The 25,980-nt window shown below is 45.5% G+C and carries 20 protein-coding genes; 7 read left to right on the top strand and 13 right to left on the bottom strand.

Going from position 1 to position 25,980, the window contains the following annotated elements:
- Positions 1 to 4: 4 nt before the first annotated feature.
- Positions 5 to 1,501, top strand: a complete 1,497-nt coding sequence (locus DW033_RS18395; RefSeq protein ID WP_008778664.1) for a lipopolysaccharide biosynthesis protein — start codon at positions 5 to 7, stop codon at positions 1,499 to 1,501.
- On the opposite strand, the gene DW033_RS18390 is transcribed toward DW033_RS18395, so the two are convergent.
- Positions 1,498 to 3,585, bottom strand: coding sequence for a sensor histidine kinase KdpD (locus tag DW033_RS18390; protein ID WP_048926905.1), 2,088 nt, complete (start codon positions 3,583 to 3,585; stop codon positions 1,498 to 1,500). The genes DW033_RS18395 and DW033_RS18390 overlap by 4 nt on opposite strands.
- Positions 3,586 to 3,717: 132 nt before the next feature.
- Between DW033_RS18390 and DW033_RS18385 the strand changes: the two genes are divergently transcribed.
- Positions 3,718 to 5,076, top strand: coding sequence for a TIGR00341 family protein (locus tag DW033_RS18385; protein WP_048926904.1), 1,359 nt, complete (start codon positions 3,718 to 3,720; stop codon positions 5,074 to 5,076).
- A gap of 29 nt (positions 5,077 to 5,105) precedes the next feature.
- Positions 5,106 to 7,238 carry a S46 family peptidase gene (locus tag DW033_RS18380; RefSeq protein WP_349213355.1) on the top strand — a complete coding sequence of 711 codons (2,133 nt, stop codon included), beginning with the start codon at positions 5,106 to 5,108 and terminating at the stop codon, positions 7,236 to 7,238.
- Between the two features lie 139 nt (positions 7,239 to 7,377).
- Here DW033_RS18380 and DW033_RS18375 read toward each other — a convergent pair whose 3' ends face one another.
- From DW033_RS18375 to DW033_RS18335, 9 genes are all read right to left on the bottom strand, one after another.
- Positions 7,378 to 8,547 (bottom strand): aminopeptidase C, encoded by a 1,170-nt coding sequence (locus tag DW033_RS18375; protein ID WP_048926902.1) that lies wholly within the window; start codon positions 8,545 to 8,547, stop codon positions 7,378 to 7,380.
- A gap of 73 nt (positions 8,548 to 8,620) precedes the next feature.
- Positions 8,621 to 10,231, bottom strand: a complete 1,611-nt coding sequence (locus tag DW033_RS18370; protein ID WP_008773265.1) for a dipeptidase — start codon at positions 10,229 to 10,231, stop codon at positions 8,621 to 8,623.
- Positions 10,232 to 10,258: 27 nt separating this feature from the next.
- Positions 10,259 to 11,299: a S9 family peptidase gene (locus DW033_RS18365; RefSeq protein ID WP_122380861.1), complete on the bottom strand. Its 1,041-nt coding sequence runs from the start codon at positions 11,297 to 11,299 to the stop codon at positions 10,259 to 10,261.
- A gap of 120 nt (positions 11,300 to 11,419) precedes the next feature.
- Positions 11,420 to 13,192 (bottom strand): DEAD/DEAH box helicase, encoded by a 1,773-nt coding sequence (locus DW033_RS18360; protein ID WP_122379030.1) that lies wholly within the window; start codon positions 13,190 to 13,192, stop codon positions 11,420 to 11,422.
- Between the two features lie 123 nt (positions 13,193 to 13,315).
- Positions 13,316 to 14,371 carry a tyrosine-protein phosphatase gene (locus DW033_RS18355; protein WP_008773268.1) on the bottom strand — a complete coding sequence of 352 codons (1,056 nt, stop codon included), beginning with the start codon at positions 14,369 to 14,371 and terminating at the stop codon, positions 13,316 to 13,318.
- 73 nt (positions 14,372 to 14,444) lie between these two features.
- Complete coding sequence (locus tag DW033_RS18350) at positions 14,445 to 15,374, bottom strand: carbohydrate kinase (RefSeq protein ID WP_122383014.1); 930 nt, start codon at positions 15,372 to 15,374, stop codon at positions 14,445 to 14,447.
- Between the two features lie 17 nt (positions 15,375 to 15,391).
- Positions 15,392 to 16,003: an SIS domain-containing protein gene (locus DW033_RS18345; RefSeq protein ID WP_005860581.1), complete on the bottom strand. Its 612-nt coding sequence runs from the start codon at positions 16,001 to 16,003 to the stop codon at positions 15,392 to 15,394.
- A 94-nt stretch (positions 16,004 to 16,097) separates the two neighbouring features.
- Positions 16,098 to 17,744 carry a M20/M25/M40 family metallo-hydrolase gene (locus DW033_RS18340; RefSeq protein ID WP_122383013.1) on the bottom strand — a complete coding sequence of 549 codons (1,647 nt, stop codon included), beginning with the start codon at positions 17,742 to 17,744 and terminating at the stop codon, positions 16,098 to 16,100.
- Positions 17,745 to 17,748: 4 nt separating this feature from the next.
- The gene (locus tag DW033_RS18335) at positions 17,749 to 19,317 is read right to left on the bottom strand and encodes an ATP-binding protein (RefSeq protein ID WP_122383012.1); all 1,569 of its coding nucleotides are present in this window, start codon (positions 19,315 to 19,317) and stop codon (positions 17,749 to 17,751) included.
- 174 nt (positions 19,318 to 19,491) lie between these two features.
- On the opposite strand from DW033_RS18335, the gene DW033_RS18330 reads away from it, so the two are divergent.
- Positions 19,492 to 20,712, top strand: coding sequence for a pitrilysin family protein (locus DW033_RS18330; protein ID WP_048926896.1), 1,221 nt, complete (start codon positions 19,492 to 19,494; stop codon positions 20,710 to 20,712).
- Here DW033_RS18330 and DW033_RS18325 read toward each other — a convergent pair.
- The 3 genes from DW033_RS18325 to DW033_RS18315 form a co-directional block, all read right to left on the bottom strand.
- A complete protein-coding gene (locus DW033_RS18325) occupies positions 20,709 to 21,686 on the bottom strand; it encodes an ATP-binding protein (protein WP_121961345.1) in 978 nt (325 codons plus the stop codon). The genes DW033_RS18330 and DW033_RS18325 overlap by 4 nt on opposite strands.
- A 186-nt stretch (positions 21,687 to 21,872) precedes the next feature.
- On the bottom strand, positions 21,873 to 22,559 hold the full coding sequence (locus DW033_RS18320) for a response regulator transcription factor (RefSeq protein WP_048926895.1): 687 nt from the start codon (positions 22,557 to 22,559) through the stop codon (positions 21,873 to 21,875).
- A 20-nt stretch (positions 22,560 to 22,579) separates the two neighbouring features.
- A complete protein-coding gene (locus DW033_RS18315) occupies positions 22,580 to 23,839 on the bottom strand; it encodes a sensor histidine kinase KdpD (RefSeq protein WP_229040573.1) in 1,260 nt (419 codons plus the stop codon).
- A gap of 237 nt (positions 23,840 to 24,076) precedes the next feature.
- Between DW033_RS18315 and DW033_RS18310 the strand changes: the two genes are divergently transcribed.
- The 3 genes from DW033_RS18310 (at position 24,077) to DW033_RS18305 (ending at position 25,951) form a co-directional block, all read left to right on the top strand.
- Positions 24,077 to 24,238 (top strand): bacteriocin, encoded by a 162-nt coding sequence (locus DW033_RS18310; protein ID WP_008778879.1) that lies wholly within the window; start codon positions 24,077 to 24,079, stop codon positions 24,236 to 24,238.
- A 100-nt stretch (positions 24,239 to 24,338) separates the two neighbouring features.
- Complete coding sequence (locus tag DW033_RS24400; RefSeq protein ID WP_129984287.1) at positions 24,339 to 24,518, top strand: hypothetical protein; 180 nt, start codon at positions 24,339 to 24,341, stop codon at positions 24,516 to 24,518.
- A gap of 110 nt (positions 24,519 to 24,628) precedes the next feature.
- A complete protein-coding gene (locus DW033_RS18305; RefSeq protein WP_122383011.1) occupies positions 24,629 to 25,951 on the top strand; it encodes a radical SAM/SPASM domain-containing protein in 1,323 nt (440 codons plus the stop codon).
- Positions 25,952 to 25,980: the final 29 nt, after the last annotated feature.

The raw sequence follows: 25,980 nt of genomic DNA, 5'->3' as shown, positions 1-25,980 counted from the left end.
CGATATGGCAGGAGGAATGAAGCGGCTCGCTAAAGAGACAGCCGTTTATGGATTGAGTAGTATAGTGGGGCGTTTCCTGAATTGGATGTTGGTGCCGATGTACACACGTGTGTTGGCCGGAACAGGGGATTATGGGATCGTGACGAATTTATATGGTTGGACAGCCCTGTTGCTGGTCTTGCTTACTTATGGCATGGAGACGGGGTTCTTCCGTTTCATCAATAAGAAAGAGGAGCAAGAGCCGATGCGGGTGTACGCTTCCGTGCTGTATTGCCTGCTGGGAAGTTCGGCGCTGTTTAGCGTAGCGGTTTTCGCCTTGTTACCATCTATTAGTGCCGGCTTGGGATATGGCGACCATCCGGAGTATATCGGGATGATGGCGGGTATCGTGGCGGTAGACGCTTTTTGTTGCATTCCGTTCGCTTATCTTCGGTATAAGGGAAAAGCATGGCGTTTCGCCGGGATTAAGTTGCTGAGTATTTTCTTGAATATTATCTTGAATATATTCTTCTTGATCACTTGTCCGTGGTTGCATACGCACTATCCGGAGGCGATAAGCTGGTTCTATCGTCCGGATTATGGGGTAGGCTATGTATTCGTGGCGAACGTGTTTACGACACTGATAACCTTATTGCTTTTGATCCCGGATATCTTGCCGGGCATACGGGCGAAAGTAGACGGAACGGTATTGAAACAAATCTTGCGTTATTCCTTCCCGATCCTCATTCTAGGTATTGCCGGTATCTTTAACCAGACGGCAGATAAGATCCTGTTTCCATTCTTGTTTGATGATAAGGAGTATGCGAACGAGCAATTGGGTATATACGGCGCATGCTTCAAGATCGCCGTGGTGATGGTGATGTTCACGCAGGCTTTCCGGTATGCCTATGAGCCGTTTATTTTCGCTAAAAACAAGAGCGATGATAATAAGAAAGCCTACTCGGAAGCGATGAAATATTTCATCATATTCGCCTTGTTTATCTTCCTCGGGGTAATGTTCTATATCGATATCTTGAAGTACTTTGTCGGGCCGGCCTATTATCCCGGATTACGGGTAGTGCCGATCGTGATGCTGGGCGAGTTGTTCTTCGGTATTTATTTCAACCTCTCCTTATGGTATAAGCTGATCGACCAGACACGATGGGGCGCCTATTTCTCCACGATCGGATGTGTGGCCACGGTCTCTATCATCTTGCTGTTCGGTCCCTCGTACGGTTATATGGCTTGTGCGTGGGCATCGTTCTTTTGTAATTTATTGATGATGCTTTTATCCTATTTTGTAGGACAAAAGAAATTCCCGATCGAGTACGACTTGAAATCCGCGTTTCTTTATTTCGGAGTGGCGACGGTGTTATACGTGGCAGGCATGGCACTGCCGATACAGTCTGAATGGCTCCGGTTGGGATACCGCACGATCTTATTAGGCGTATTCATCGCATTTATGGTTAAAAGGGATTTACCTTTACGAGAACTCCCGTACGTAGGACGTTTCTTCCGTTAATCGGTAGGTTCGGAGGGCTTGGACGGCGTGGCGATTGGCATCGTGATAACGAAGCGTGAGCCTTTCGTATAAGACGGATCTGTCTTTATCTTACCGTTTAGCCGGTTAACGATCAAGCGACATAGGTAAAGCCCCAGGCCAGAGCCGGGAATGAAATCATTGGTCTTCGTGAAACGCTCGAATATCCATTCCTGCTTGTCTTGAGGGATGCCGCAACCCGTATCTGTTACCGACAAGGTCACTAAATTGGCTCCGCTATCCAGATGGTATGAAAGCGTGATACTTCCTTTCTCCGTGAATTTATTCGCATTTGCCAGCAGATGCGAGATGATCAAACTGAAATAAGCACGATTGGTCAAGATCATATCATTCTCCTTATCGCCTTCCACCACATAGTTGATCTCCGGCTTCTCTTGATATTTCTTTACCTGTTGCATCTCATGTAAACAAAGCTCATGGATACGTGTGGGAACAAGAGGAAGGGAATCATTGCCGCTATCGAGCTGGGCGATCTCAAGGAGATTGTTCAGCATGGAAGTCAAGTGGTAACAGTTTTCATAGATAATACGGCTGAAAGCCTGTTTCTCGTCCATGGAGATATCGCCGTTGGTGATGAGTTCCGAGAAACCGTTGATCGCGTTTAAGGGAGTCCGTATCTCATGCGACATATTCCGGATGAAGGCGGTCTTCATCTCCTCGCTCTCTTGTGCCTTCTGGTTCGCTATCAAGACCTGCTCGTTAGACTTCTGCAATGCCCGATAAAGAGATCTCATCTTGCCTAATCGGAAAAAGATATAGAACACGGCGCATAAAGCTAGAAGCAATAAGGATATATACAGGTAATTCTCTTTCTTGCTTTTCTGTAATTCCAATTCCAATGATCTCTTTTCGATCACCAACTCGTTCGCCCCTTTCTCGATCTCCAGATTTTCCATTTTCTTCCTGAGTTCTTGCATACGTAAGGTGTCTAGCAATACAGCGTATTCCTTGGATGTCTCATAGGCTTCCTTGTACATCCGGAGGCTGTCGTAAGCAGCAGCTTTCGCGGACACATAAGCGATTACATGTTCCTTGTAAAGCGGTATCTGTTTGGAGAAATTGATCAAAGAGTCACTGAACTCAATGAATTTCTTATAGTCCTTAATACCTAGGTAATAATTCGATGAGGTGTAGTAGAGCTCATACTCCGGGGCGGCGCTAGCTGATTCCGGATAAGCCTTCAGCAGATTCATGAACTTACGGTAATAAGAGGTCGCCAAATCCTTTCCAATAGCCTCGGCGCTAATGGCAAGGTTTGAATAAGCGCTTAATAATTGACGTTTGTTGACTGCGTAAGGACGTTTCCTCATCTCCGGGATGTTAGAGTAACCTAAGATCGTATTTAGGTAACGGGTAGCATATTGTCCTCGTTCTTGAGGGTTACTCGCATAAGCGCATAGCATGAAATAGGTGTTAGGCAAGAAATTGTACGCATATCGTAGGGGCAGTTTTTCCGCCTCGGCCAGAACATTGTCGAAATATTCTCTTCCTTGCTTAAAGTCCTCCTTAAGCATATTTTCTTCCATAATGCTGTTGCTGACAGCCATACCAAGTATATAATTGCAGGCTATTTTCTCGTAGGGAGACAATTTATCAGGTTCTTCCAGCTTGAATAGGCAATTCATGAGGACTTTCTTTCTCGGTTCACCGGATGTGTAGAATATGACGCGCGTATCTTGTATCATTTTCATGAACGACACGAGGCTGGCTCTGGCTTCTCCTTTTAGCTCCTGCTCGGCCTTGGCGATGTAGATATTTGCGCTATCGGTTTGGTCCGTGTTGATATAACGTCGGAGAATCTCGGTCAACGCCGCTTCCTTATAGTAATTGTCATTCGCTTTTAAGGCCTCCTGATAGAGTTGTTTAGCGTTTACTAATATGTCATCGTTTCGTGAGATATCCATTAAATTGGTAAGGATTTCCAGTCTAGAGCGTTCGGAGGTTGCTTTTTTCAAGGCGCTTTTAAGCGAGTCTGGCGTTGTCGTTTGAGATGAAACGACAAAGGACATAAACAATAAGCATAAAAGCATTAGATATCGTTTCATACAAATAGGATCTCTTTTTGTTGTGTTACAAGTGCAAATATACGTAATCTCACTATAAAAAAACGATTAGATAGTTAGAAAAACAAACAATTGAAATATCTTTGCATAAATATGGGACAAGATTAATACCGCATGGAAAAAGGATTGCTACATAAACAGATTATGGATTTTTTTGTCCGTAATTTCGACGTCAGGCAGGAAAAGGAAGATGAGCTGGAGACGATAGAATCCATTAAAAAGGGGATAGAGTTTAAGGGGACGAACTTATGGGTACTTATTTTCGCTACGTTTGTCGCTTCTCTCGGGTTAAATACCAACTCTACGGCAGTGATCATTGGCGCGATGTTGATCTCGCCGCTGATGGGACCGATCATGGGATTCGGCTTGGGATTGGGTATCTCTGATTTCGAGTTGATCAAGCGGTCGTTCCGTAATTTTGCCACGGCTACGGTCTTCAGCGTAATAACGTCTACCTTGTATTTTCTCATATCACCGATCAGTGAGGCCCAAAGCGAGTTGCTTGCCCGTACGCAGCCCACGGTATACGACGTGTTGATCGCTTTCTTTGGCGGTCTGGCGGGAATCGTGGCGAGCTCTACGAAAAGCAAGGGAAACGTGATCCCGGGTGTGGCTATCGCTACGGCGTTGATGCCTCCGCTTTGTACGGCGGGATTCGGTTTGGCGAGTGGTAATTTATATTACTTTTTCGGCGCTTTCTATCTGTATTTTATCAATACGGTATTTATTAGCTTGGCTACTTATGTGGTGGTACGTTTATTGAAGTATCCGAAGAAAGTATTCCTGGATAAACAACGGGAAAAGATCGTGACCCGCTATGTCGGTATTATCGTATTCTTTACGATCGTACCCAGTCTTTTCTTGAGTTATAACTTAATCCGTAGCAGTTATTTTAATGAGAGGGTACGAACGTTTGTCACCGAAGAACTGAGTTTCCCGAATACGCAAATATTGAGTAAGGTGATTACGGATACAAGCGAGAAGAAAGAGGTAAAAGTGGTGTTGATCGGACAAACCGTACCAGACGAGATGATCGCGAACGCAAAAGCCAAAATGCCAAAATACGGATTGAAAAATGTCCATTTGATCGTACAGCAGGGCTTTGGCCAGGAAGCGACGGATATCAACGAGCTGAAGAGCCTGTTGATGCAGGATTTGTATAAGAATAGCGAAGAGGTGCTGCGTGTGCAAACCATCCAGATCGATTCTTTAAAACGGCAGGTTGACAAATACCAGAGTTATGGGCGCCTGACATCCGAGTTGATCCCGGAAATGAAAGTGTTGTTCCCCTTTGTGGTAGAGGCTTCTTGCTCGCATACCTATATCGTGAATACGGAGACGGCGAAACCGGATACGGTCATGCTGGTTTATCTGAAGAGTAAGACGAAGGTGAAAGAGGTTGAGCGTAAAAAGATTACAGAATGGTTGTCGGCCCGTGTCGAGGTAAAAAACATTAAGTTACTAATCGAATAATTTAGACTAATAAGAGAAGAATGAAGTTGATGAAAAGAGTGTGGGCGGCTTTGTTGCTTTTAGCCGCTTCCGGCCAGTTATATGCCGATGAGGGCATGTGGGTGCTGAAGGAATTGAATAAGCAGAATTTGGCGAGAATGGCCGAGTTGGGTTTTACCCCATCCTATGATCAGTTGTATAGTGAGACGGATCCTTGCGTGGCGAACGCCGTGGTAATCTTCGGTGGCGGATGCACGGGTATTACGGTTTCGGACGAGGGCTTGATCTTTACGAACCACCATTGTGGTTTCGGTTCTATCCAGCAATTGAGCAGCGTGGAACATGATTATTTGAAGGATGGTTTTGTATCCCAAAGCAAGCAAGAGGAGTTGCCGGTCCCGGGTTTGTCGGTACGTTATTTGAAAGAGACGGTAGACGTGAGCGATCGTATTAACAGCCAGATCGCCGGTATAGAGGACGAGTTCCAGCGTTTATCCGCCGCCGATTCTATCGGTCGTGTGATTTGTGACTCTGTGGGTAATAGTGAGTTCCAGGCAGCCGACGTGGTTCCTTTCTATAACAATAACAAGTATTTCTTGGTCGTATATGACGTATTTCGTGACGTGCGCATGGTGTTCGCTCCGCCTAGCTCTATCGGTAAGTTCGGTGGGGATACGGACAACTGGATGTGGCCCCGCCATACCGGTGATTTTTCCGTGTTCCGTGTGTACGCCAACGCGGATAATAAACCGGCGGAATACAACGCGGATAATAAGCCTTATACCCCGAGATATGTAGCGGAGGTGTCTATGCAAGGTTATCAAGATAAGGATTATGCCATGACAATCGGTTTTCCGGGAAGCACGGATCGTTATTTGTGTTCTTGGGGCGTGCAACAGCGTATCGAGAATAGTAATAAGCCCCGTATCGAGGTGCGTGGCATCAAGCAGGGCATCTGGAAAGAGGCTATGTCGGCTAGCGACGCCGTACGTATCAAATATGCCTCCAAATATGCGGGAAGCTCCAATTATTGGAAGAACTCGATCGGTATGAATAAAGGATTGGCGAATCTAAACGTGATCGAACGTAAACGTGCGGAGGAGACGGCCTTCGCTGATTGGGTAGCGAAAGATCAGGCCCGGGGCGCTAAATATGGCGAGGTCTTGAATTTGCTGGAAAAAGGATATACCTCGACCAATAAGTATAGGGAGGCGTTGACCTATTTGAATGAGGCGTTTTCCAGTGGAGCGGAGATTATTCGTTTGGCTCGTATGGTGCAATCGGTGGATATAAACGGAGCTACTCCGGAAGAGATTACTGTCTTTTTAGAGGATCGTATCCAACCGTTCTTCAAGGATTACGAGCCGTCTTTGGATCAGAAGGTATTGGCCGCGATGATGAAGATCGCGAAAGAACGTGTATCTTCGGAGTTCTTGCCGGATATTTATACGAGCGTTGATAAGAAGTATAAAGGAAATTATGAGAAATATGCGGCGGATGTATTTAAGAAGACTTCCTTATTGTCGTACGACAAGATCGCCGAGATGTTGAGAAATCCGAAGCAATATGAGAAATTGAGAAAAGATCCGGCGGCGGAACTGAGCTTGTCCGTATTGGTGTCTATCTTCCAGTTACAGCAGTTGATGGGTGATGCGGAGTATGATATCGCTAAGGGAGAACGTTTGTATTTCGCGGGCTTGAAGGAGATGTATCCGGAGAAAGCTTTGTCTTCCGACGCTAATTTCACGATGCGTTTAAGCTATGGTTCTATCGGAGGGTATCGTCCTTATGATGCCGCATGGTACAATTATTACTCAACGGATAAAGGTATCCTAGAGAAAGAGGACCCGACGAGCGATGAGTTCTGGGTACAACCGGAGATACTGGATCTGGTTCGTAGCCGTGATTTCGGACCTTACGCAAATGAAAAAGGGGAATTGCAGCTGTGCTTCCTCTCGAACAATGATATCACTGGTGGTAATTCCGGTAGCCCGGTATTCGATAAAAACGCCCGTTTGATCGGACTTGCTTTCGACGGTAACTGGGAGGCGATGAGTGGTGATATCGCTTTTGAACCGGATTTGCAACGTTGCATCGGCGTAGATATCCGCTATGTCCTTTTCATGATCGATAAATGGGGTAAATGCCCAAGGTTGATTGAGGAGTTGAAGCTGGTTCGATGAGAGAAAAAAGAGATGGGCATCCATGATTTCCGCGGATGCCCATTCTAAGGAGCTAATAATGCCCATTGTAAGGTGCTTTGAATGCCTATTCTAACAACCTTACGATGGGCATTGTAATATCCTATACGATAGGAAAGTTCTAAATGCCTAATTTAGACTTGATTGCCTTTGGTATCGCATCCTTATGTACCATGATATAGATCGTCTTGGCACGGACAAAACTATCGGACATGTTCAAGTAACCTCCGAAAGTATTACGCTCGGTTCCCCAAGAGTTCTTCGTGATATAATATTTCGTACCGTTTTGATCCTTGGCGATGCCGGTAAGGTGCATCAAATGATCGTCGGTCGTGACGAATGTCTCGAAGCCTTCTTGACGGACTTCCGGAGTAACGTTTACTTCCGGGAAAGGTTTCTCGAATTTGTAGACTTCTTCCAGACGTTCCTTCTCGTCCATTTTCTCAAAGCGGGCACGGTCGGTAGTAGAGTAATCATCTACTTTCTTCACCTCCGGGTTGATAGCTACACCGTTCTTGAAAGAGAAACCTTTCTCGCTCACGTCGCCATCCCAACATACCGTGTAACCATTATTTAAAGCATAATCCGCGACTTGCATCATCTCATCCAACGGGAGGTTATACATTTGCGCATGTTCCCAGTTATCGGGAACCTCTACCTCGAATTTCTGGTAATACGGATGATGCGTGAAGCTTGTCAGCTCGATATAATCGTCCATATTCAACCCTAGGGAGGCGGCGAATGTCTTCGGGGTATATTCCTTGCCTTGATAAGTGAATTTCTCCGGAAGCTTGCCTAGGTAGGTATCGAATAGGTTATCGATTAGTTTGTAATATTCCGGGCTGCGTTTCTTCATGTCCACAGCTGTCGTTGCGATCGCCTTGATGTATTTTACCATCTCGGCATGATTGTGCCGGTCGGAATCGTAGTTGATACCCGAGTACACCTCTTCCGGAACGATACCTACTTGGTTGAAAGCGTTCATGAAGGTGTGGGAGAGACTTCCTTGACCGATATTACCTCTACCTTGGCGGACATAATTATCCTGCAACTGGTTCATGTATTTCTGGCGGACGATAAACATCTCGGAGAGATCGTACGTCCCTTTTCCCATACGGAGTAATTCCGACTCCATGAAAGAGGTCGTGGCGAAGCACCAACAGGTTCCCGTGGATGCTTGATTCTTGACTGGCGTGGCGGGTACCTTTACTACATCCGTAAATTGGTAGCCTTGAGCGAATGTGCTCAAGGAACCTAACGCTAAGGCGCATGATAGAATGAATGTTCTCATTGTATATGAATTTAAGTTTATATTATTATTGTAGAGACGGGGTGTGCCTCGTCTCTACTATCGGATGTGGTGATTAGAAGCCTCTTTCGAATTGGGTCCAGAATGAGTCTCCCATTTCTCTCCAGCGTAGCATCGTGGCTCCGGCGAAATCGGCGGTATATCCGGTTAGGTATTCTTTTGCGGCCTCCTCACCTTGTTGGGTAAGAATCTCTTTGTAACGGCTCTCTACGAAAGGAAGTTCTGTCTGCCCTTTCTCCGTAAAATGGGCGATAGATGCTTTCATACGATCTTTAGTCGCTCCCCAACGTACGGTAGCGAGTTTATTGGCACGACGGAAAGCCCATACGGCGGCATCTTCCCGGTAACGGTGCTGTCCGCAAACCTTGAAGCAAGCCGGGAGATCTTTCGTCCCACAGAAGATGGGGATGCGGGGGCTTTGTCCGGGATTATCATAGGCCATCCAAACCACGCCGCCTACCGCATTGGGTAACCAGTCACGTAACTGGATCACGGTAGAGTAGGAGCATTGTGGTACGGCAACCAAACGGTAGCTTTTTACGGCGTCCGGTTTTAACCCATTCAACATGTTCACCATATCCCGAGTCATCCAAGGATTGGCTACCGGACTGATAACCGTATCGGTCTCGTTACTATCTTTTTTCTTTACGGCTACTTTCAAGTTCTGGGTCATATCGTATTCCGTACCCTCGTACGTTTCGGAGAGGAGAGCCATCACATCCGTTACGGATACTTGCCGGTCCGGTTTTACGCTGATGGGAAGTTCTTCCGCGTCATACGATAAACGTAAGGAAGGCGCTAATTTATTCAATATAAAGAACTCACGGATACTGAATGATTTCAGTTCACCGGCATAGTTCCCACCGGCATACGCTTCCCAGAAACGGAACGGTTTCTTTCCGTCCCAGAAGCCCATGCGCTTGGCTACCTCGAATACGTTGGCGGAAGCCATGCAATTGTCCGTATCTTTCGGATCGACCTTAGAGATACGCGGGATATTCGCCGATACGCCTACATGATCGTCGGGGATACGGATCGCCGCCCATACGCCACCGATCTTATCCGGACCCTCGCCGAAGACCTCGAAATGCCATACCTCTTTTGGATCCGCTATCGTAAGGCACTCGCCCCAGTCGCCATATCCGTATTTCTCGATCAACTCGCCCATCACACGGATGGCATCACGGGCGGTCGTGCAACGTTGTAAGACGATTCGCTGAAGTTCCTCGATCATGAACATTCCTTTCTTGTTGACAAGGGCTTTCCGGCCGGTGATTGTTGTTTCCCCGATGCCTAGTTGCTTCTCGTTCAGGCAAGGATAGGCCGTGTTGAGGAATTGATACGTAGACCGCGCTTCGGGCAGTGTTCCTTTCGCGATCATCCCCCGGGTTCCCTCGGCATATTCGGTATGCATACGTCCGGTATAGACCGTGGTTGTCGTATCGTGATCGTACGAGGCGGAAGGTACGATATCCATCCAAGTGCGGTAATTGCTATCGCAGGTGTGGCTAGTCATCACGGAGCCATCCGCCGAGGCTTTTTTGCCGACCATGATACTCGTACAACTCTCCGGGTTCAAGATCGGCTCCGGATACTGGATTTGTTGCGCCACCGAAACAGATAGGCTGGCGCAAAGCATAAGAACATAGGTAAAAAGTTTCTTCATATTTCTTGTGTTATTTAGATGTTTGTATCAATTAAATTTGTAGGCAGCTTTTCGTACGTCTTTTACGGATTTGAATGGCTTATTGGGTTTTAGATGCTTGGCGAGGAACTGGTAGATGCCGAGTCGTATCTCGGAAGCTTGTTTCGTGTCGGTCCGGTCGAAGCTATGGGCACCGGGAGCACGGTCGAATATTTTGTAGTCGAACTTCTTTCCTTCGGCCTTGAGAGCACGTATCATATGCTCTACTTCCACTACGTTCACGTCATCATCGCTAGTATTGGTATGGATGAGCAGGGGATCTTGTAGTTTTTCCGCGTGCCAGACCGGTGAGCGGCGTTTGTATTCCGCCATATCCTCCCGGGGAGTCTTCCCGATATGGCCCTCGTCGGAGAAGATTTTCCGATAATCATCGGTGGAATATCCCATGCGCATGATCACGTCGCTTACCGGTACTCCGGCGAAACCGCATTTATATTTACCGGGGTAGGTGAAGAGGTTCATCAGTGTGATCATTCCCCCGTGGCTCCATCCCATGATACCGATACGATTGGCATCTACGATATCGAAATTCTCTACCATATAATTACGACTAACGTAGACATCCTCGTTTTCCAATCCTCCGTAATCGATATTATCGTAAGTAGCCTTGCCATACCCCGTGCTACCCCGGTATTCAGCGGAGACCACGATGTATTCCTGGGCGATCAGTTCCCGGACGATATGGGCGTAATACGTGTTGAAATCCGCGTGTACGCCACTGTGCGGGAGAACGATCAAAGGATATTTCTTGTCGGGATCCACACTTTTAGGGATGAAGATATAAGTCCAGAACTTCAGTTCGTTTCCGGCACTCATCCCGGTAGGATTCGTTTCTTTCCAGTGGGCGGGGCCGCAGAGGTAGACTTTGTCGATATGGGCGATGTCGCCCACTTTCTCGTACCACAGGAGGTCGTCCACCTTCTTTACGACTTGGTCGAAATCATGTTGGTAGTTTTGCGCTATGGCATAGTTTGTTCCGAATATAAAGAAGAGGCAAAAGCAGGAAAGATGTTTAAGCAGTGTCTTCATGTGACTTATCTTTGAATTTGTGATTGACTGTGATTTTCCGGCTGTAAATATACAATAAAAGAAGCGTGATCCGTAATAAACGAACCACGCTTCTTTGATAAATTATGTATAAGTTGTATGTTACTTGCGTTTCTTCCTGCTACGAGGAGTGTCCTCATAGAATTTGCGCTTCGGTTTGTCGTCACTACGGCTGGAACGTCTGCCGCCACGGTCTCCACGGTCACTTTCCCGGCGGCTGTCTCTGCCTCCTCTACCGCTATCCCGTCTGTCTCGGAAGCCATTGCCTCCACGACTGCCTCCACGAGGACTACGTCCACCTTTTCCTCCCTCGCCTTTCGCTTGCGCCGGTTCTACGGAGATACGTCGTCCGTCTACCTCGAAGCCGTTCATCGAGTCCATGACACGGTTGGCTTCTCCCTCTTCTACCTCAAAGAATGAGAAATTATCACGTAAGTCGATACGACCGATACGAACCTTGCCTGGTACGCACTTGTTGACTAACTCGATAAGTTGAGGAGGCGTAAGCTCGTCTGTCTTTCCGAAGTTGATAAAGAAACGGGTGTAACCTTCTTCCGCTTCGCCTCTGCCACCCCGTTTACCTCTCTCTCGGGGAGCGTTCTCGTCTACAACCTCGATATCATCGTTATCTTTATAATAGTCGATCATCCGGTTGAACTCCAAGGATACGACACGTTTGATGATATCTTCCTTATCCAGCCATTCCAATTTACGGTAGATAGAAGGCATCAAACTGGCGATTTCCTCCTCGTTCACTTTCACTTTCTCGATTTGGTCTACCAAGTTGAACAATTGCTTCTCACAGATTTGCTCACCGGTAGGCATCTCGCCCCTGTCGAATTTCTTGTTGATGATCCGTTCGATCTCGCGAATCTTGCCTTTTTCCCTTACGTGGCAGATAGAGATAGCGATACCCGTTTTTCCCGCACGGCCCGTACGTCCGCGGCGGTGGGTATAAGATTCTACCTCATCCGGCAGACCGTAATTGATTACATGGGTTAAGTCATCCACGTCCAAACCACGTGCGGCTACGTCCGTAGCGACCAATAACTGGATATTCTTGATACGGAACTTCTGCATCACGTAGTCACGTTGCGCTTGGCTCAGCTCGCCGTGCAAGGAGTCGGCGTTATAACCGTCTTGAATCAATTTATCGGCGATCTCCTGTGTCTCCTTACGGGTACGGCAGAAGATGATACCGTAGATGTTCGGGTAATAATCGGCTAGACGTTTCAACGCGAGATATTTATCCTGCGCACGAACCATGTAATAGATATCGCGGATATTTTTGTTTCCCTCGTTCTTCCTGCCAATGACGATCTCTTTCGGGTCCTTCATGTATTTCTTGGTGATAGAAGCGATCTCTTTCGGCATGGTAGCGGAGAAGAGCAGCATATTTCGGTTTTCCGGTATAGCCGCCAAGATCTCGTTGATACTGTCGGTGAAACCCATGTTCAACATCTCGTCCGCCTCGTCGAGGATGACGTTCTTTACGTTGCTTAAATCAACCGTCTTGCGGTTCATCAAGTCGATCAAACGTCCCGGGGTAGCCACTACCACGTGTACGCCTCTCTTCAGTGCCTTGATCTGGCTCTCTATACTGGAACCTCCGTATACAGGGAGAACCTTCAGGTTATCGATGTATTTAGAATAATCGTTCAAATCGTCCGCTATCTGTAGGCAAAGCTCGCGTGTCGGACAAAGGATAAGCGCTTGAGGTTGATATTGAGAGACATTGATCTTTTGCAGGATCGGCAGGCCGTAAGCGGCTGTCTTACCGGTTCCTGTTTGTGCCAATGCGATTACGTCGTTATCTTCTCCCAGTAAGAAAGGAATCACTTCTTCCTGTACGGGCATGGGCGATTCATAGCCCATCTCTTGAATTGCCTTTAATATCGGTGCGGCAACTCCTAATTCTTCAAATGTTTTCAAAATGCGATTGTGTATATATGATAATATTCAGTGGCCGCAAAGGTACGTAAATAATTCGGATTCATATCAATAAAGTAATATATCTTTTAGCCTTTCACGTTTCTTATCAGTAAGACGTAATCCTTTGGATAAATATTTTTCGGTAGAGCCATACTCTTTCTTGATTTTGTTAAAAACCAAGTCCATGAGTCCCTCGTTGGCCGTAAGGAAGACCGTAATGCTTTCTTGGGCGTCTGTGGAGAGATGTTTCACGATATCAGCTAAATGACTCGTATCGATATATTGATTGGATGTCAAGTAGTCTTCCATGATGGCGTCCCGGGGAATATCCAAGGCGGCGAGTAACATGGCGGTGAGAAACCCGGTACGATCCTTTCCGTAGGAACAACTGATGAGAATGGGGTAATTATCCTCGTTCTGGAACTGTTCCAGTACCTTGGCGAACTGATCGGTATTATCTGTCACGAATTGCAGGTACTCGTCTTCCATATATACCCCGGCGTCTCCTTTCCGCATTCGTCCCTCGATAACACGTTGGGGGGCATCGGCGATCTTGCCGACCGAGATGGGGATTTGCAGGATATTTGCTTTCGTATATTTGATAGGGGCGGTGAGGGTTTCTTGGTTCGTACGGAGGTCGATGATGGTCTTGATCCCTAGATTATCCAATCGGATGGAGTCCCATTCGCTCAAGCTGCTTAACTCGCCGGAGCGAAATACCTTGCCCCATTTCACCGTCTTCCCGTTTGTAGAGGTATAACCGCCTAGATCCCGGAAATTCTGTACACTATCCATAACCGCCGAGCGTGCCCCGATGATCCGTGCGTATTTATCATTAAAAGAAAGGCGGAAATACTTACGTGATATATTATCGTTCGTGATGTAAGTAGCCACGCCATCCTTGATGTTGGCGTAAATGATCGGGGACTCGTTGGTGAAAAGATCCGGGTTGTCGGACACGGTCATCTTGACAATCCCCTCCATTACCGGATCGGTTTCCCATTTTATCACGTAATTTCCGATGTCATCACGTAGGCAAATCGCTCGTATGTCGGGCGCGTTAGAGGAACAACCCACTAACAGGATCACACTGGCGAATAGAGAGAGAATCTTTCCTAACATTGTCTTCTATTATAATAAGCTTTCCTTACAAAGATAGTAAAACAAGTTTTTCCCGCTTCTTCATTAATGATATTTAAGACTGACTAACATACTTCGCTGCGAACTCCTTGGATATATAATTATCATAGCTTTGGCAAACCTCGGAGGCGAGGTCCATTCCGCAGCGGATGATTTTTCCCCAAGTATCCTGATCCAGAGAGGGAAGGTCGGCATGGCGTACGTCATACTTTAGAAGTCCGTAGATAATACCCGCGTTAAAATTGTCGCCGGCGCCGATGGTACTAAGCGGCTGGATTTGCGGGGAATCGAAATGTCGTGTGAAATTACGGGTGTGGAGATTGACTCCGTTTGCCCCGTGAGTTGTTAAGAAACAATCACAATAAAACTGAATATGCTCTTTGTAAACCTCCTGCGCGTCGCTCTTGCCATAAAGGTTCTGGAAGTCCTCGTCCGAGCCCCGGACGATGTCGGCGAATTCCAGATTTTCCAGTACGGTAGGCATGAGGCGGATCGCCTCATGAGCGTGTGCCTTGCGGAAATTGGGATCGTAATAGATGATCGCTTTCCGTTCTTGGGCGTATTGCAGAAATTCTACCATACGAGTCCGCAAGACCGGGTTCAGGGAATAATAAGAGCCAAACACGAAAATATCGTCTTTCTCGATCTTAGGCAGGGGCACCTCCAGCCGTTGCGCCGGGTAATCCTTGTAGAAGATATAATTAGCGTTCTTATCGTCGTCCAGAAAAGCGAGTGATATAGGACTTTTCCCATCGGGGAAACGGTCTACGAACTCGGTAGTGATGTGGTTATCTTTCATGAAATCCCGAATCATGTCGCCAACCCGGTCGTTGCCCAGCTCGCTGATAAAGGATACGGGGACATTCAATCGACCTAATGATATCAATCCGTTGAAAACGGAACCACCGGGAACGGCCTTCTGTGGCTGGTCGTTCCTAAAAATGATATCGAGGATGGTTTCTCCTATACCAAAGACTTTTCTCATGACTATATACTGGTTTGTTATTCATTCTTGCTTAGCTCACGGCTCTTGGAGCCTAAGTAGCCCCCGTGATGGCGCTTGGCGTAATCCTTGTTGGTGAAATGGATACGCTTCATGGTTCCGACCACGAGGATATCGCCTATTACCGTCATGACGGTCGTGGAGGTAGTCGGCGTAAGGCCTAACGGGCAAACTTCCTTGGGAGCGCCGGTCAACAGGCATACGTTCGCCTCGGCGGCTAGAGGACTATCCGGGTTACTGGTGATAACGATAAATTTCATGTCTGGCACCAAACCCCTCGTGAGATCTACCAATTCCACCAGTTCACGTGTCTTTCCTGAGTTGGAGATCAATAACATGATATCGTTCTTGCATACGATTCCCAGATCTCCGTGTTGTGCCTCGCTGGGATGTAAGAAAAAAGCAGGTGTACCGGTCGAGCTAAAGGTGGTAGCGATATTCAAGGCGATTTGCCCGGCTTTACCCATTCCACTCATGATCAGTTTTCCACCTAGGTCGTGTACATGTTTCACTATAAGCGATACCGCTTCCTCATATCCGGGCGTAACGGGTATGTTGCGAACCGCTTCCGCTTCCTGCTCCAATAAAGAGGTGATATTTTCGTTTACCATATTGTTGATTGATTGTTTTACGGCATTCCTGCCTGAATAACGATCGCGAAAGTATTTATATTTACTGATATTGGCATCATCTATTTCAGACAATTTATCTTTTTAAGACGTTTGCGAATTCGGACTTCGGCTTCCATTTCGGGTATCCGGTATCTTGCGCCAGTTTATAACCGAGGTCGAAGAATAATTGTACTTCTTGTAACAGACCACTGTAATCATCCGTGTCGGGATGGGTCTGGTCGGTCGGTTTGTGGTAAGTTTCCGCCCAATAGCGTGCGATATGCTCTTTGGCCCACTCCTTACCCTGTTTGCGGTTGTCGTTCCAGCCTTTGGCGAACATGGCCGGGATGCCTTTTTGTACGAAAGGGAAATGGTCGGAGCGGTAGAACATCCCGTTATAAGCGTCGGGGTCGGGCATGATGTAACGGTTGTATTTCTTCGCTAGCTCGGCTAGAGTATCATCCAGCTCGGAGTTGCCGTATCCGGTGATCGTGACATCGTTGTTCTCGCCCCATAGCGGGAAGACATCCAGATTGATTACGGCGGCTATCTTATCGATCGGGAACAACGGGTGCTCCACATAGTATTTCGTACCGAGGAATCCGGTCTCTTCGCAAGTAGGGGAGAGGAAGACGATATTCCGGCGGGGTTTCTCTTTCAAGGCATTGAAACAACGTGCCATCTCGAGCATCCATGCGATGGCTACGGCGTTATCGGTAGCGCCGTTGATGATACTGTCGCCGTTGATCGGTGCTCCATAGCCTAGATGGTCCCAATGGCCTAGATAAATAACACTCTCATCCGTGTTCCCGCTACCGGGAATATAACCGATTACGTTGGGGCTTTGCTGGCGGTCGAAGGTGTTCCTCATCGAGACGGTTACCGTAGATTTCAAGGAGATGGGCTTGAAGTCCGGCGATTTAGATTGCTCGATTAGTTGGTCAATGTCGTAGCCATTATCGGCTAGCAATTGCTTGGCGGCATTGAATTGGATCCAGCCGTTTAGCGGGCAATGATAGGCATCGCTATCGCTGTCCACATACATCTTAGATTGGGCGGAAGCTCGTACGACCGACCAAGGGTAGCCTGCTCCCCGGTCTTCATGGATGATCAAGACTCCTTTTAATCCCTGTCGGGCGCCCTCCTCGAATTTATACATCCAACGGCCGTAATAGGTCATGATATCACCGTTAAAATAATCCGTGTTGTCGCTTCCGAGTCCCGGGTCATTTACGATAACGACCGCTACTTTATCCTGCGGGTTCTCGATTCCCTCGAAATCATTTTTCCCATACTCGGGGGCTACGATCCCATAGCCGGCGAATACCAGTTCCGCGTTGTCTATATCGATCTCCGGCTCGATCCGTGCGGAGAAAGCGGTATAGCCCTCTAGCCAATCCAATGAGATCTTTCCTTCCGGGGTACTCAAGACCATCGGCTTCGGGCATTGCGTACGTGAGGATATGATATTAACCTGTTGGAGATAAGAATCTCCGTTGATGGGTTTCAGGCCGACTTCCTTCATTTGGCGGGCGATATAGTTCACCGCACGGTCGGCCCCTTCCGAGAATGGTTTACGGCCTTGGCAGGAGTCATGCGAGATGGCCTCGGTGTATTGCTTTAGATCTTCCGTGGTCGCAAGGCTTTTCGCTTTCTCTATATCGTTGCCTCCTCCTCCACAGGCGGAAAGAACCAAGGAAGTGATAGTTAGTAAACAGGTTGCTATTTTCATGTTTCTCATAGAATTACAATGTTTTTTCAATCAGCCATTCACCTAAGTTGCGAGTGGTTGCGTCGAAAGCGACCCCCACTTTGACTACTTCCCGTTCGTCGGCCGTATAAGGAATCAGATAGCCTCGATCGTCGATTTGCCGGATCGCTTCTTCCGCTGTTCCTTTCAGCTTGAACTCGAATACGTAGATGTAGCGAGGAGTTTTTACGATGGCATCGGCACGTCCTTGGGCCGAACGTACCTCGGCCTCGGTGAATTGCCCTAGTAGCTTGAATACGATGTAGAAGACCACTTGGTAATGACGTTCGGTCCGGTCGTTCAACTCGTAAGGGATATCGGCGAAGAAAGCCTTTAGGCGGGTGAGGAAAGCCTCGGCGTTTCCGTTCTCCAGCTCTTGGATGAACTTCCCGATATAAAAAGGAGTCTCGGTTTCCGGTAAATGCGCATACATGGAGGCGACAAAATTCAAAAATCCATATTTAACTTCCTCATTCGGGTATCCTAACGTATATAACCGGAAACGTTCATCGTAACTTTTAATCGTCAAATATCCACTTTGATAAATCATGGGAACCGGGTTATTGATGTTCGCCCGATCGTCGGAAAGGGATACCTCGGACACCTCGATCCCGTCCAGCTCCCGTATATCGTAATTCGTTTTCCGTAACATCTCCGCCAAGAATGTCGGGGTACCGGAAGCAAACCAATAGTCGTAAAAGACCTGTTTACTCAACACGTTCAATACGCTAAACGGGTTATAAAGGGCGATACCGCTGCGGAAATCAAAATGGTAGCCGTCGTACCGGCGTGTAATTTTCTCGATGATACCTTCGTATGAAAGCTTATTCGCCTCGGCCAAGGCATGAAGCTCCGGCTGGAAAGTCGCCTCGATCTCGGGCAATGTCATGCCACAAAGGGCCGCGTATTGCGGGGCTAGGCTGATGTCGTTCAAATGATTCAGGTTGCTAAAAATACCGACTTGCGCGAACTTGGTGACACCGGTTATGAATACGAAGCGCAGCCAAGGATCGGCATCTTTGAGGACCGTATAGAAGGCGGTCAATAATTCCCGGAACTCGTTCTGTAGCTCTTCGTTGTGCAGGTTCCTAAGTAATGGCTTATCGTACTCGTCGATCAGTACGACCACCTTCCTTCCGGTTATCTCCGCCGCCCTTCGTATGATGGTCATGAACCGTCCGGAATAGGTGATACCCTCTCCTCCGGTATCATATATTTTTTCCCATTCCCTCAACTGGCGTTCCAGCATATTCTCCAATGCCTTGCGGCTATCGTACAACTCGGCGTTGAGGCTGAAATGAAGTACCGGATGCTCTTTCCACTCGGTCTCTAGTTTCTCTATGGCTAATCCCCGGAACAATTCTTTCTTCCCCTCGAAATAAGCCTTGAATGTCGATAGCAGCAAGCTTTTCCCGAATCGCCGGGGGCGGCTTAGGAAATAAGGGACACCTTGGTATGCCATTTGATAAATGAACTCGGTCTTGTCAACATACAAATAGTTCTCTGTACGTAGTTTGTCAAAACTCTGTATGCCTATCGGTAATTTTCGGACGATATTTCCCATAGCCTTATCTGTTTAATTTACACAAATGTAGGTATTTTTTCCAAGGAGGCAAATAGATCGAAAAAAACACGTACGTCTTTTTCCGGAAACACGTACATGTTTTTTGAAAAAGACGTACATGTTTTTCCGGAAAGTCTTTCGTACCTTTGCGGGCTGATACAAACAAGAAGGAAAATGGATTATATCGCTCATACATTGCCGAATGGACTTCGCATGGTACATCTCCCGGTTAATTCCCCGGTCTCTTACTGCGGTTTCGCCGTGAACGCCGGTACACGGGATGAGAACGAGGATGAGTTTGGCTTGGCGCATTTCGTTGAACACATGATCTTCAAAGGTACGGAGAAACGGAAAGCGTGGCATATCCTGAACCGTATGGAGAACGTAGGAGGGGAGTTGAATGCCTATACTACGAAGGAAGAGACCTTTGTTTATTCCATTTTTATGGAGGAGGATTTCGGCCGGGCGTTTGAGCTATTGACCGATCTGGTTTTCCATTCCCAATTCCCCAAACAGGAGATCGAGAAGGAGGTAGATGTCATCTTGGATGAGATCAATTCGTATGAGGATAGTCCTTCGGAACTTATATTCGACGAGTTTGAGAACTTGCTTTATAAGGGTCATGCCCTCGGGCATAATATCTTAGGGGATGAGGAATCTCTTCTTCGCTTTGACTCCGAGTCCGGTCGTTCTTTCATGCGTCGTTTCTACGCCCCGGAGAATATGGTGTTCTTCTCGATGGGACGAAAAGACTTCAAGAAGATCTTGAAATCAGCGGAATCCGCTTTAAGCGATATCTCTTTCCCTATGGCTGAACGGATCCGGAAAGCTCCGGACCCCATCGAGGCTTGCGTACGCCAGATCCATAAAGATACCCATCAAGCCCATGTACTGATCGGTGGCCGGGCTTTCAGTATGCACGATAAAAAGCGCATTCCTTTATTTTTGTTGAATAATATTTTGGGTGGTCCGGGCATGAATAACCGCTTGAATGTCTCCTTGCGGGAAAAGCATGGCTTGGTCTATAACGTAGAATCCAATATAACCTCTTATACCGATACCGGACTAGCCAGTATCTATTTCGGGACAGACCCGAAGAACCGTGAGAAAGCGATGCGTTTGGTGCATAAGGAATTAGCCCGTTTACGTGACGTAAAACTGTCCGCCACTCAATTAGCCGCCGCCAAGAAGCAGGTAATCGGTCAACTGGGTGTGTCGGGCGATAACCGGGAGGGCCTTTTCCTTGGCTTAGGAAAAAGCTACCTCCATTACAACCGTTACGATACTCTCCCCGAGGTTTTTGCCCAGATCGAGAAACTGACCGCCGAGCAAATCCTAGACGTGGCGAATGAGGTGTTCGCTCCGGAACGGTTGTTTTGCTTAATCTATGATTAAAACGTCAGTTGCAGCCATCGGGACAAGAATACGTCATACACTTGATACCAGCTATTTCGCAAATCCTCTTCCTTGAAGATCATCTCTTTGTCCAACAAAGCCTCTAGCGCCCGCTTGGAATTAGCGGGTGTGCCGATCTTGTATTTGGCGAGAAAGGCTTTAGACTGGGGCTGGAACACTCGCTCTTCTTTCGCGATGGCTATCAGCAATTGCCATTGTACCGGGCTTAGCAATCGTCTGTATTGGATATAGGTAGCTTGTTGGGAAGACAAGAGGTCGCTACAAATGTTTCTTACATCTTCTTCTTGGATGCGTTTTAAGGAAGACGCATATAAATGATTACATAATGTTTGGGTATAATAAGTATGAGTGCGTGTCCACGTGAGAAGAAAATGAATGGCTTCGTCACTAATCTCACGATTTGACTCTGTAAATTTATTCTTGATGAAAGTAGCGTAAAAGTTATTGGGAATGGCGGCTAGCGGCATCATTTGCGTACTGGAGAAGAACGGGCGTTTGGCACTGTTGAACAGTTCGTTCATCATATGCTTGTTGCTGCCGCTGAAAATAAACCGTACATTCTTCAGTTGCTGGATATAGGAGCGTAATAATGCTTCCGTATTGGTTTCCGGGTAGTTGGCTATTTGTTGAAACTCGTCGATAGCGATCAATATTCTTCGATCTTGGGTTTCCAGAAACTGGAAAATGGCCGCCAAGGTTTTCTCGGCACCTTTTTGTTCGGTAAACTCAAAACTGATTTCCGGTTGTCCTGTTAGCGCATCGTAAGAAAGGATCGGATGGAAACCTTTCAGTAGATCCAGAAAGCGTTTCCCAATACTTTTCTGCTCCGGGATTTGCTGCAAAATGGCTTGTGACAAACTTTCCGTAAATTCCTTTATGGACTGACTCGCATAGATATCATTCCGTTTTCCACGAATTTCCTCAAGGATGAAAGTTCCTCTTCCCGGTCGCAAAAATATTCTCTCCCCATATAACCTGTTGTAGGAAATGGATTTACTTTAGAAGTTGCCATGTCTTATACGCTTTTGTTTGCTTACAAAGATAACGAAAATATCATACAAAATGTATCATACAAAATGTATGATGCGTTTTCTCCCGATTATCCGATGAGTGGCTAGCGAGGATTATGGAACTTATGCTCAAATCCCGGGCTTATGTTTTGTTGCCAGCCTGTAGCCTACCTTGGGTATAGTGGTTAGTTCCAGGGTATCGTCTTCGGACAGGTACTTGCGGAGTTTCGCCATGAAATTATTCAAGCTTTGTTCGTTCGTATAGCCATCCTCCCAGAGTTCCTGCTCCATTTCTTGTCGGCTGATGGTTTCATCCGGATGATTGGCGAGGAGTGTCAATAATTTACCCTCGGATAGGGTGAGCCTCTTTACGATTTGTTCTCCTTTCATCAGGATATAGTCTTGCGTATAGAGAGTGAGCTGTCCTATCTGTAGGAAGGAAGCATGCGATGAGGTATTTGTATGTCTCTTGATATAAGCCACTAACTCATCAATCTCGAAAGGTTTCTTCAGATATGCGATCCCTCCGGCATCCAATGCCTGCGTCACAAAAGAGCTTTCGGTATGCGACGATACGAAAAGGATGGGTATATCCGGTAAGATAAGCCTCAATTCGGGTGTAGCTTCGATACCATTCTTTTGCCCGATCTCTACATCCAGTATGAGGATATCCGGACATAATTCTTTAATGACAGATCGGATGGCTACAAGGGATGTCTGGTAATAAGTCTCATAGCCAAGACTATCCAATGCTACCGTAACGACATTTCCCAATGCTATATCATCATCGATGAATAAGACTTTTATTTTTCCCATGATCGATTGTTTTTCTTGATTTATTGAAGTGGGACCGTAAAGGTGAATAGGCTACCTTTATTTTCCTCGCTGCTTACCTTTATCTCCCCTTGATGCTCCTCTATAATATATTTGGCTTGCGCCAAGCCGATTCCATATCCTCTTCGGAGTTTATCCTCGTCGCGAGGAACTTGGTAGAATTGGGTGAACAACTTTTTCTGGTGTTGAGGAGCGATTCCCCAGCCATTGTCTTTCACGGAAACGGCGAGTATCTGCTCCTTTGTCTCCATTGTCACCGTCACTTCCACCTCCTCGTCCGAGTATTTCAAGGCGTTCTCCAGCAGGTTCCGTATGACGTTGTCTATGTACATCTTGTCGGCCGGTACGGTGAAGCCCTCCGGCAATTGATTTATGATATGGATATGTTCGTATTTCTCCGGATAGAGAAATGCCAATTCCTGTTTGTTTTTCTCCACTAGCTTCGGGACATCCACCCTCGTTTTATTGAGAACGATCCGGTGCTCGTCTTTCCGGGCGATTACCAGCAGCGATTCGATCGTATATACCAGATGCTTTACGCCGGAAAGCCCGGTCTCTATCATTTTTCTCTTTTGCGGATCATTCTCGGTGGCCTTGAACCAGCTTAACATCGTGACCACGCTATTTAGTGGGGACTTTAAGTCGTGGATGGTACCGTTTATTGTGGCTTTTCGCTTACGTAATAGCTCATTCTGCCGTTTAATCTCTATCAATTGGATGGCCAAACATATGAAAGTAACCAACATGATACATAAAGAGGTGATCAAATCCCATAATTGATGCCAGACAAATTCAAACCAGGGAATGGCCGCTTTAACCTGTAAGAATACATGTCCCTTGGTTCCTATTGGAAATAGCTCTGAGACATAATTCCACGATTTCTTTCCGCTATACCCGACAGAATCGATGGCTAACGTATCCTTATCATATTGTACGATACGATAGGCTAAATTTGGGGGGATAGAATCAGAGAAGATATGGTTAAGGGTATCTAAGTTTAAAGGATTTCCTTCGCTAAAGGCCATATCTTGACGTAGCTGCCCTATCATTTCTCCAACACTTGTGCCTATATTCTGTGTTCTGGCTTGATCTATATTGATCGTATCCCCTGGTTTGGTTATCTTTAATAGGCTATCCCTTTCTTGGGGAGTCATGTCTTCTAATCTTTTATATGTTATAAGACGTTTATCAGTTGATTTAGGAACTAATTTTCGTAGATGAAGCTCCTCGTCAATAGCGATCAGTAAATGATTATTTATCATGATTATTTCTTTTTTCTTATAATTATTATATAGGTTATTCGTGTAACCTATTTGTATACAGGTAATTGCAGTCATGGCTATTAGTGTTATATAATAGAATTTTTTCATCTTATAATTGATTTGATTACGCAAATATAACCAAAGAGTTTGAAAATAATGATATAAATATTATGTTTTCGTTATAAATGATTTGTTTGAAAACCTCTTCCTTTACATTATGAACAAAGAACAGAGAATATGGAAAATTTGAAATTTAAAAAACTTACAGAATTTGAGTTATCTCAGATTCGTGGAGGGGAATGGGTAAATGTGGATGGAGAATGGATATGGATAGAAGATCATGTTATTGATGACATAGGCTATCCGATTAAGAGCCAAAATTATTTAGGTGATTTTTGATTTACCGGTAATTTATAAATAGAAACAGAACCTATCTGTATAACATAGGAGCGAATTCCGAAAAGCTTATGAGTAGGACGAAAATCTAATTTGAAGAGACATGGAAACAAAACACATGACTGTAGGGCTTTTTGAAGCAATCGACAATGAGTCTTTAGAATTGCTTAAAGGCGGGAAGGCCAGAATTCTGAAAACAGAGTTTGAGGTCGCGAAGGATGGTGATGGGTCTGTCATCGGCAACTGTTGTAATGGGAAAAAAGATGACGAAAAGGAGTCGTAATTTGTAATCCATTTTATGGCGTATGTGGAAATAATACATGTAAATATTAATTAAATTCCATGGGTTGAGGAACGTGCTTTGAATCCATGGAATTTTATATAGAATAAATTATGAAAGATGAATTGACTATAAATCAAAATTATGTACTAAGAAAAGGGCTTGATGATCAGTATTCATTATATAATAAGTCTATTCAAAAACGTTATGAACTCTCATACAAGCTATTCTTTATTCTAAATTTATTTAGACATTCGTCCCTTTCTTTGGGATACGTGAAAGAAAAATTCGAGAATATGGGTATCAATATGGATGATTTTTTGGTTTTTCTGAGAAATCCGGAGTTCATAGACTTATTAGTTCCGACAAAGGAATCATTTTGTATACCTGATTTTTATAAAGATAAGAAGAATTTGTCACTATTGACAGAAATAAGTCCAGGACGAATAGATTTTGTTATTACTAAACATTGCAACTTAGCTTGCAAACATTGTTTTGAAGGAGCTTCTCCAAAATTTGGGATACGAGAATATGGTATAGATGTATTTTCCCGCATTTTCAGTGAATTTGATAGGATTAATTTGAAAACTTTGAAAATAACGGGAGGAGAACCTTTCACGGTACCTAATTTTGATCAGATTCTTCTTGAATTATCTAAAAGGCATTTTGAGACAATTGTTTTGACTAATGGTATGCTAATAAAGGATAGAGATATTGAAATCCTCCGGTTGGGTGATATCCATTTAGGGATTTCATTGGATGGATTGGATAGTGAGACTCATGATTTCACTAGGGGAAAGGGAGCTTTTGATGTAATTTCTCGGCAACTATTGAGATTGAGAGATGCAGGTGTTAAATTTGGAATAACTTGCTCTATTAATAAAAGAAACTTTTATCAAATACGGGATATGATTTCTTTTACATTAGATTTCTTGAGAGCAGAGGTCTTGTTCTTGAATTGTTTGCGTCCCGTAGGAAGAGCTGGTGATAATAAAAATTTGTTTTTGAGTGAGGATGAGAGTCAAGAAGTATATAGAGTGTATAATGAAGCCCATAAGAAATATGGTCGTAGACTTGAATTGTCCGACGACCTTTCTTTGGTAGAAAAAGAAAAGAGTGATATTATCGCTTGTTCAGCGGGGAATAGTATTTTGGCTATGGATGAAAATCTTGATATATATCCATGTTTTTATGCTTTTGATCATGAGGAATATGTCATTGGAAATTTGTTACATGAAAGTATAGATGATATTTGGAGATCTTCTAAATTGGATAGATTCAGAGGAATAACTCGACTGAATGATTTGGATGATTGTCCAAAATGTCAGTTTAAAAAACAATGTGCATTGAAAAATTGTAGACTTAAGCCCGTCTTTGAGGGCAAGAAATTTACTTCCTCTGTCTCTTATTGCAAGCGAAACGCTTTAGAGATTTAATAATAATGATTAGATAATACAATATGAAA

Origin of the sequence: Parabacteroides sp. AF39-10AC (assembly GCF_003635405.1) — a bacterium.
In the GTDB taxonomy this organism is placed as follows: Bacteria; Bacteroidota; Bacteroidia; order Bacteroidales; family Tannerellaceae; genus Parabacteroides; species Parabacteroides distasonis.
The sequence above is the reverse complement of the archived record's forward strand: the minus strand, read 5'-3'. Positions and strand labels throughout refer to the sequence as shown.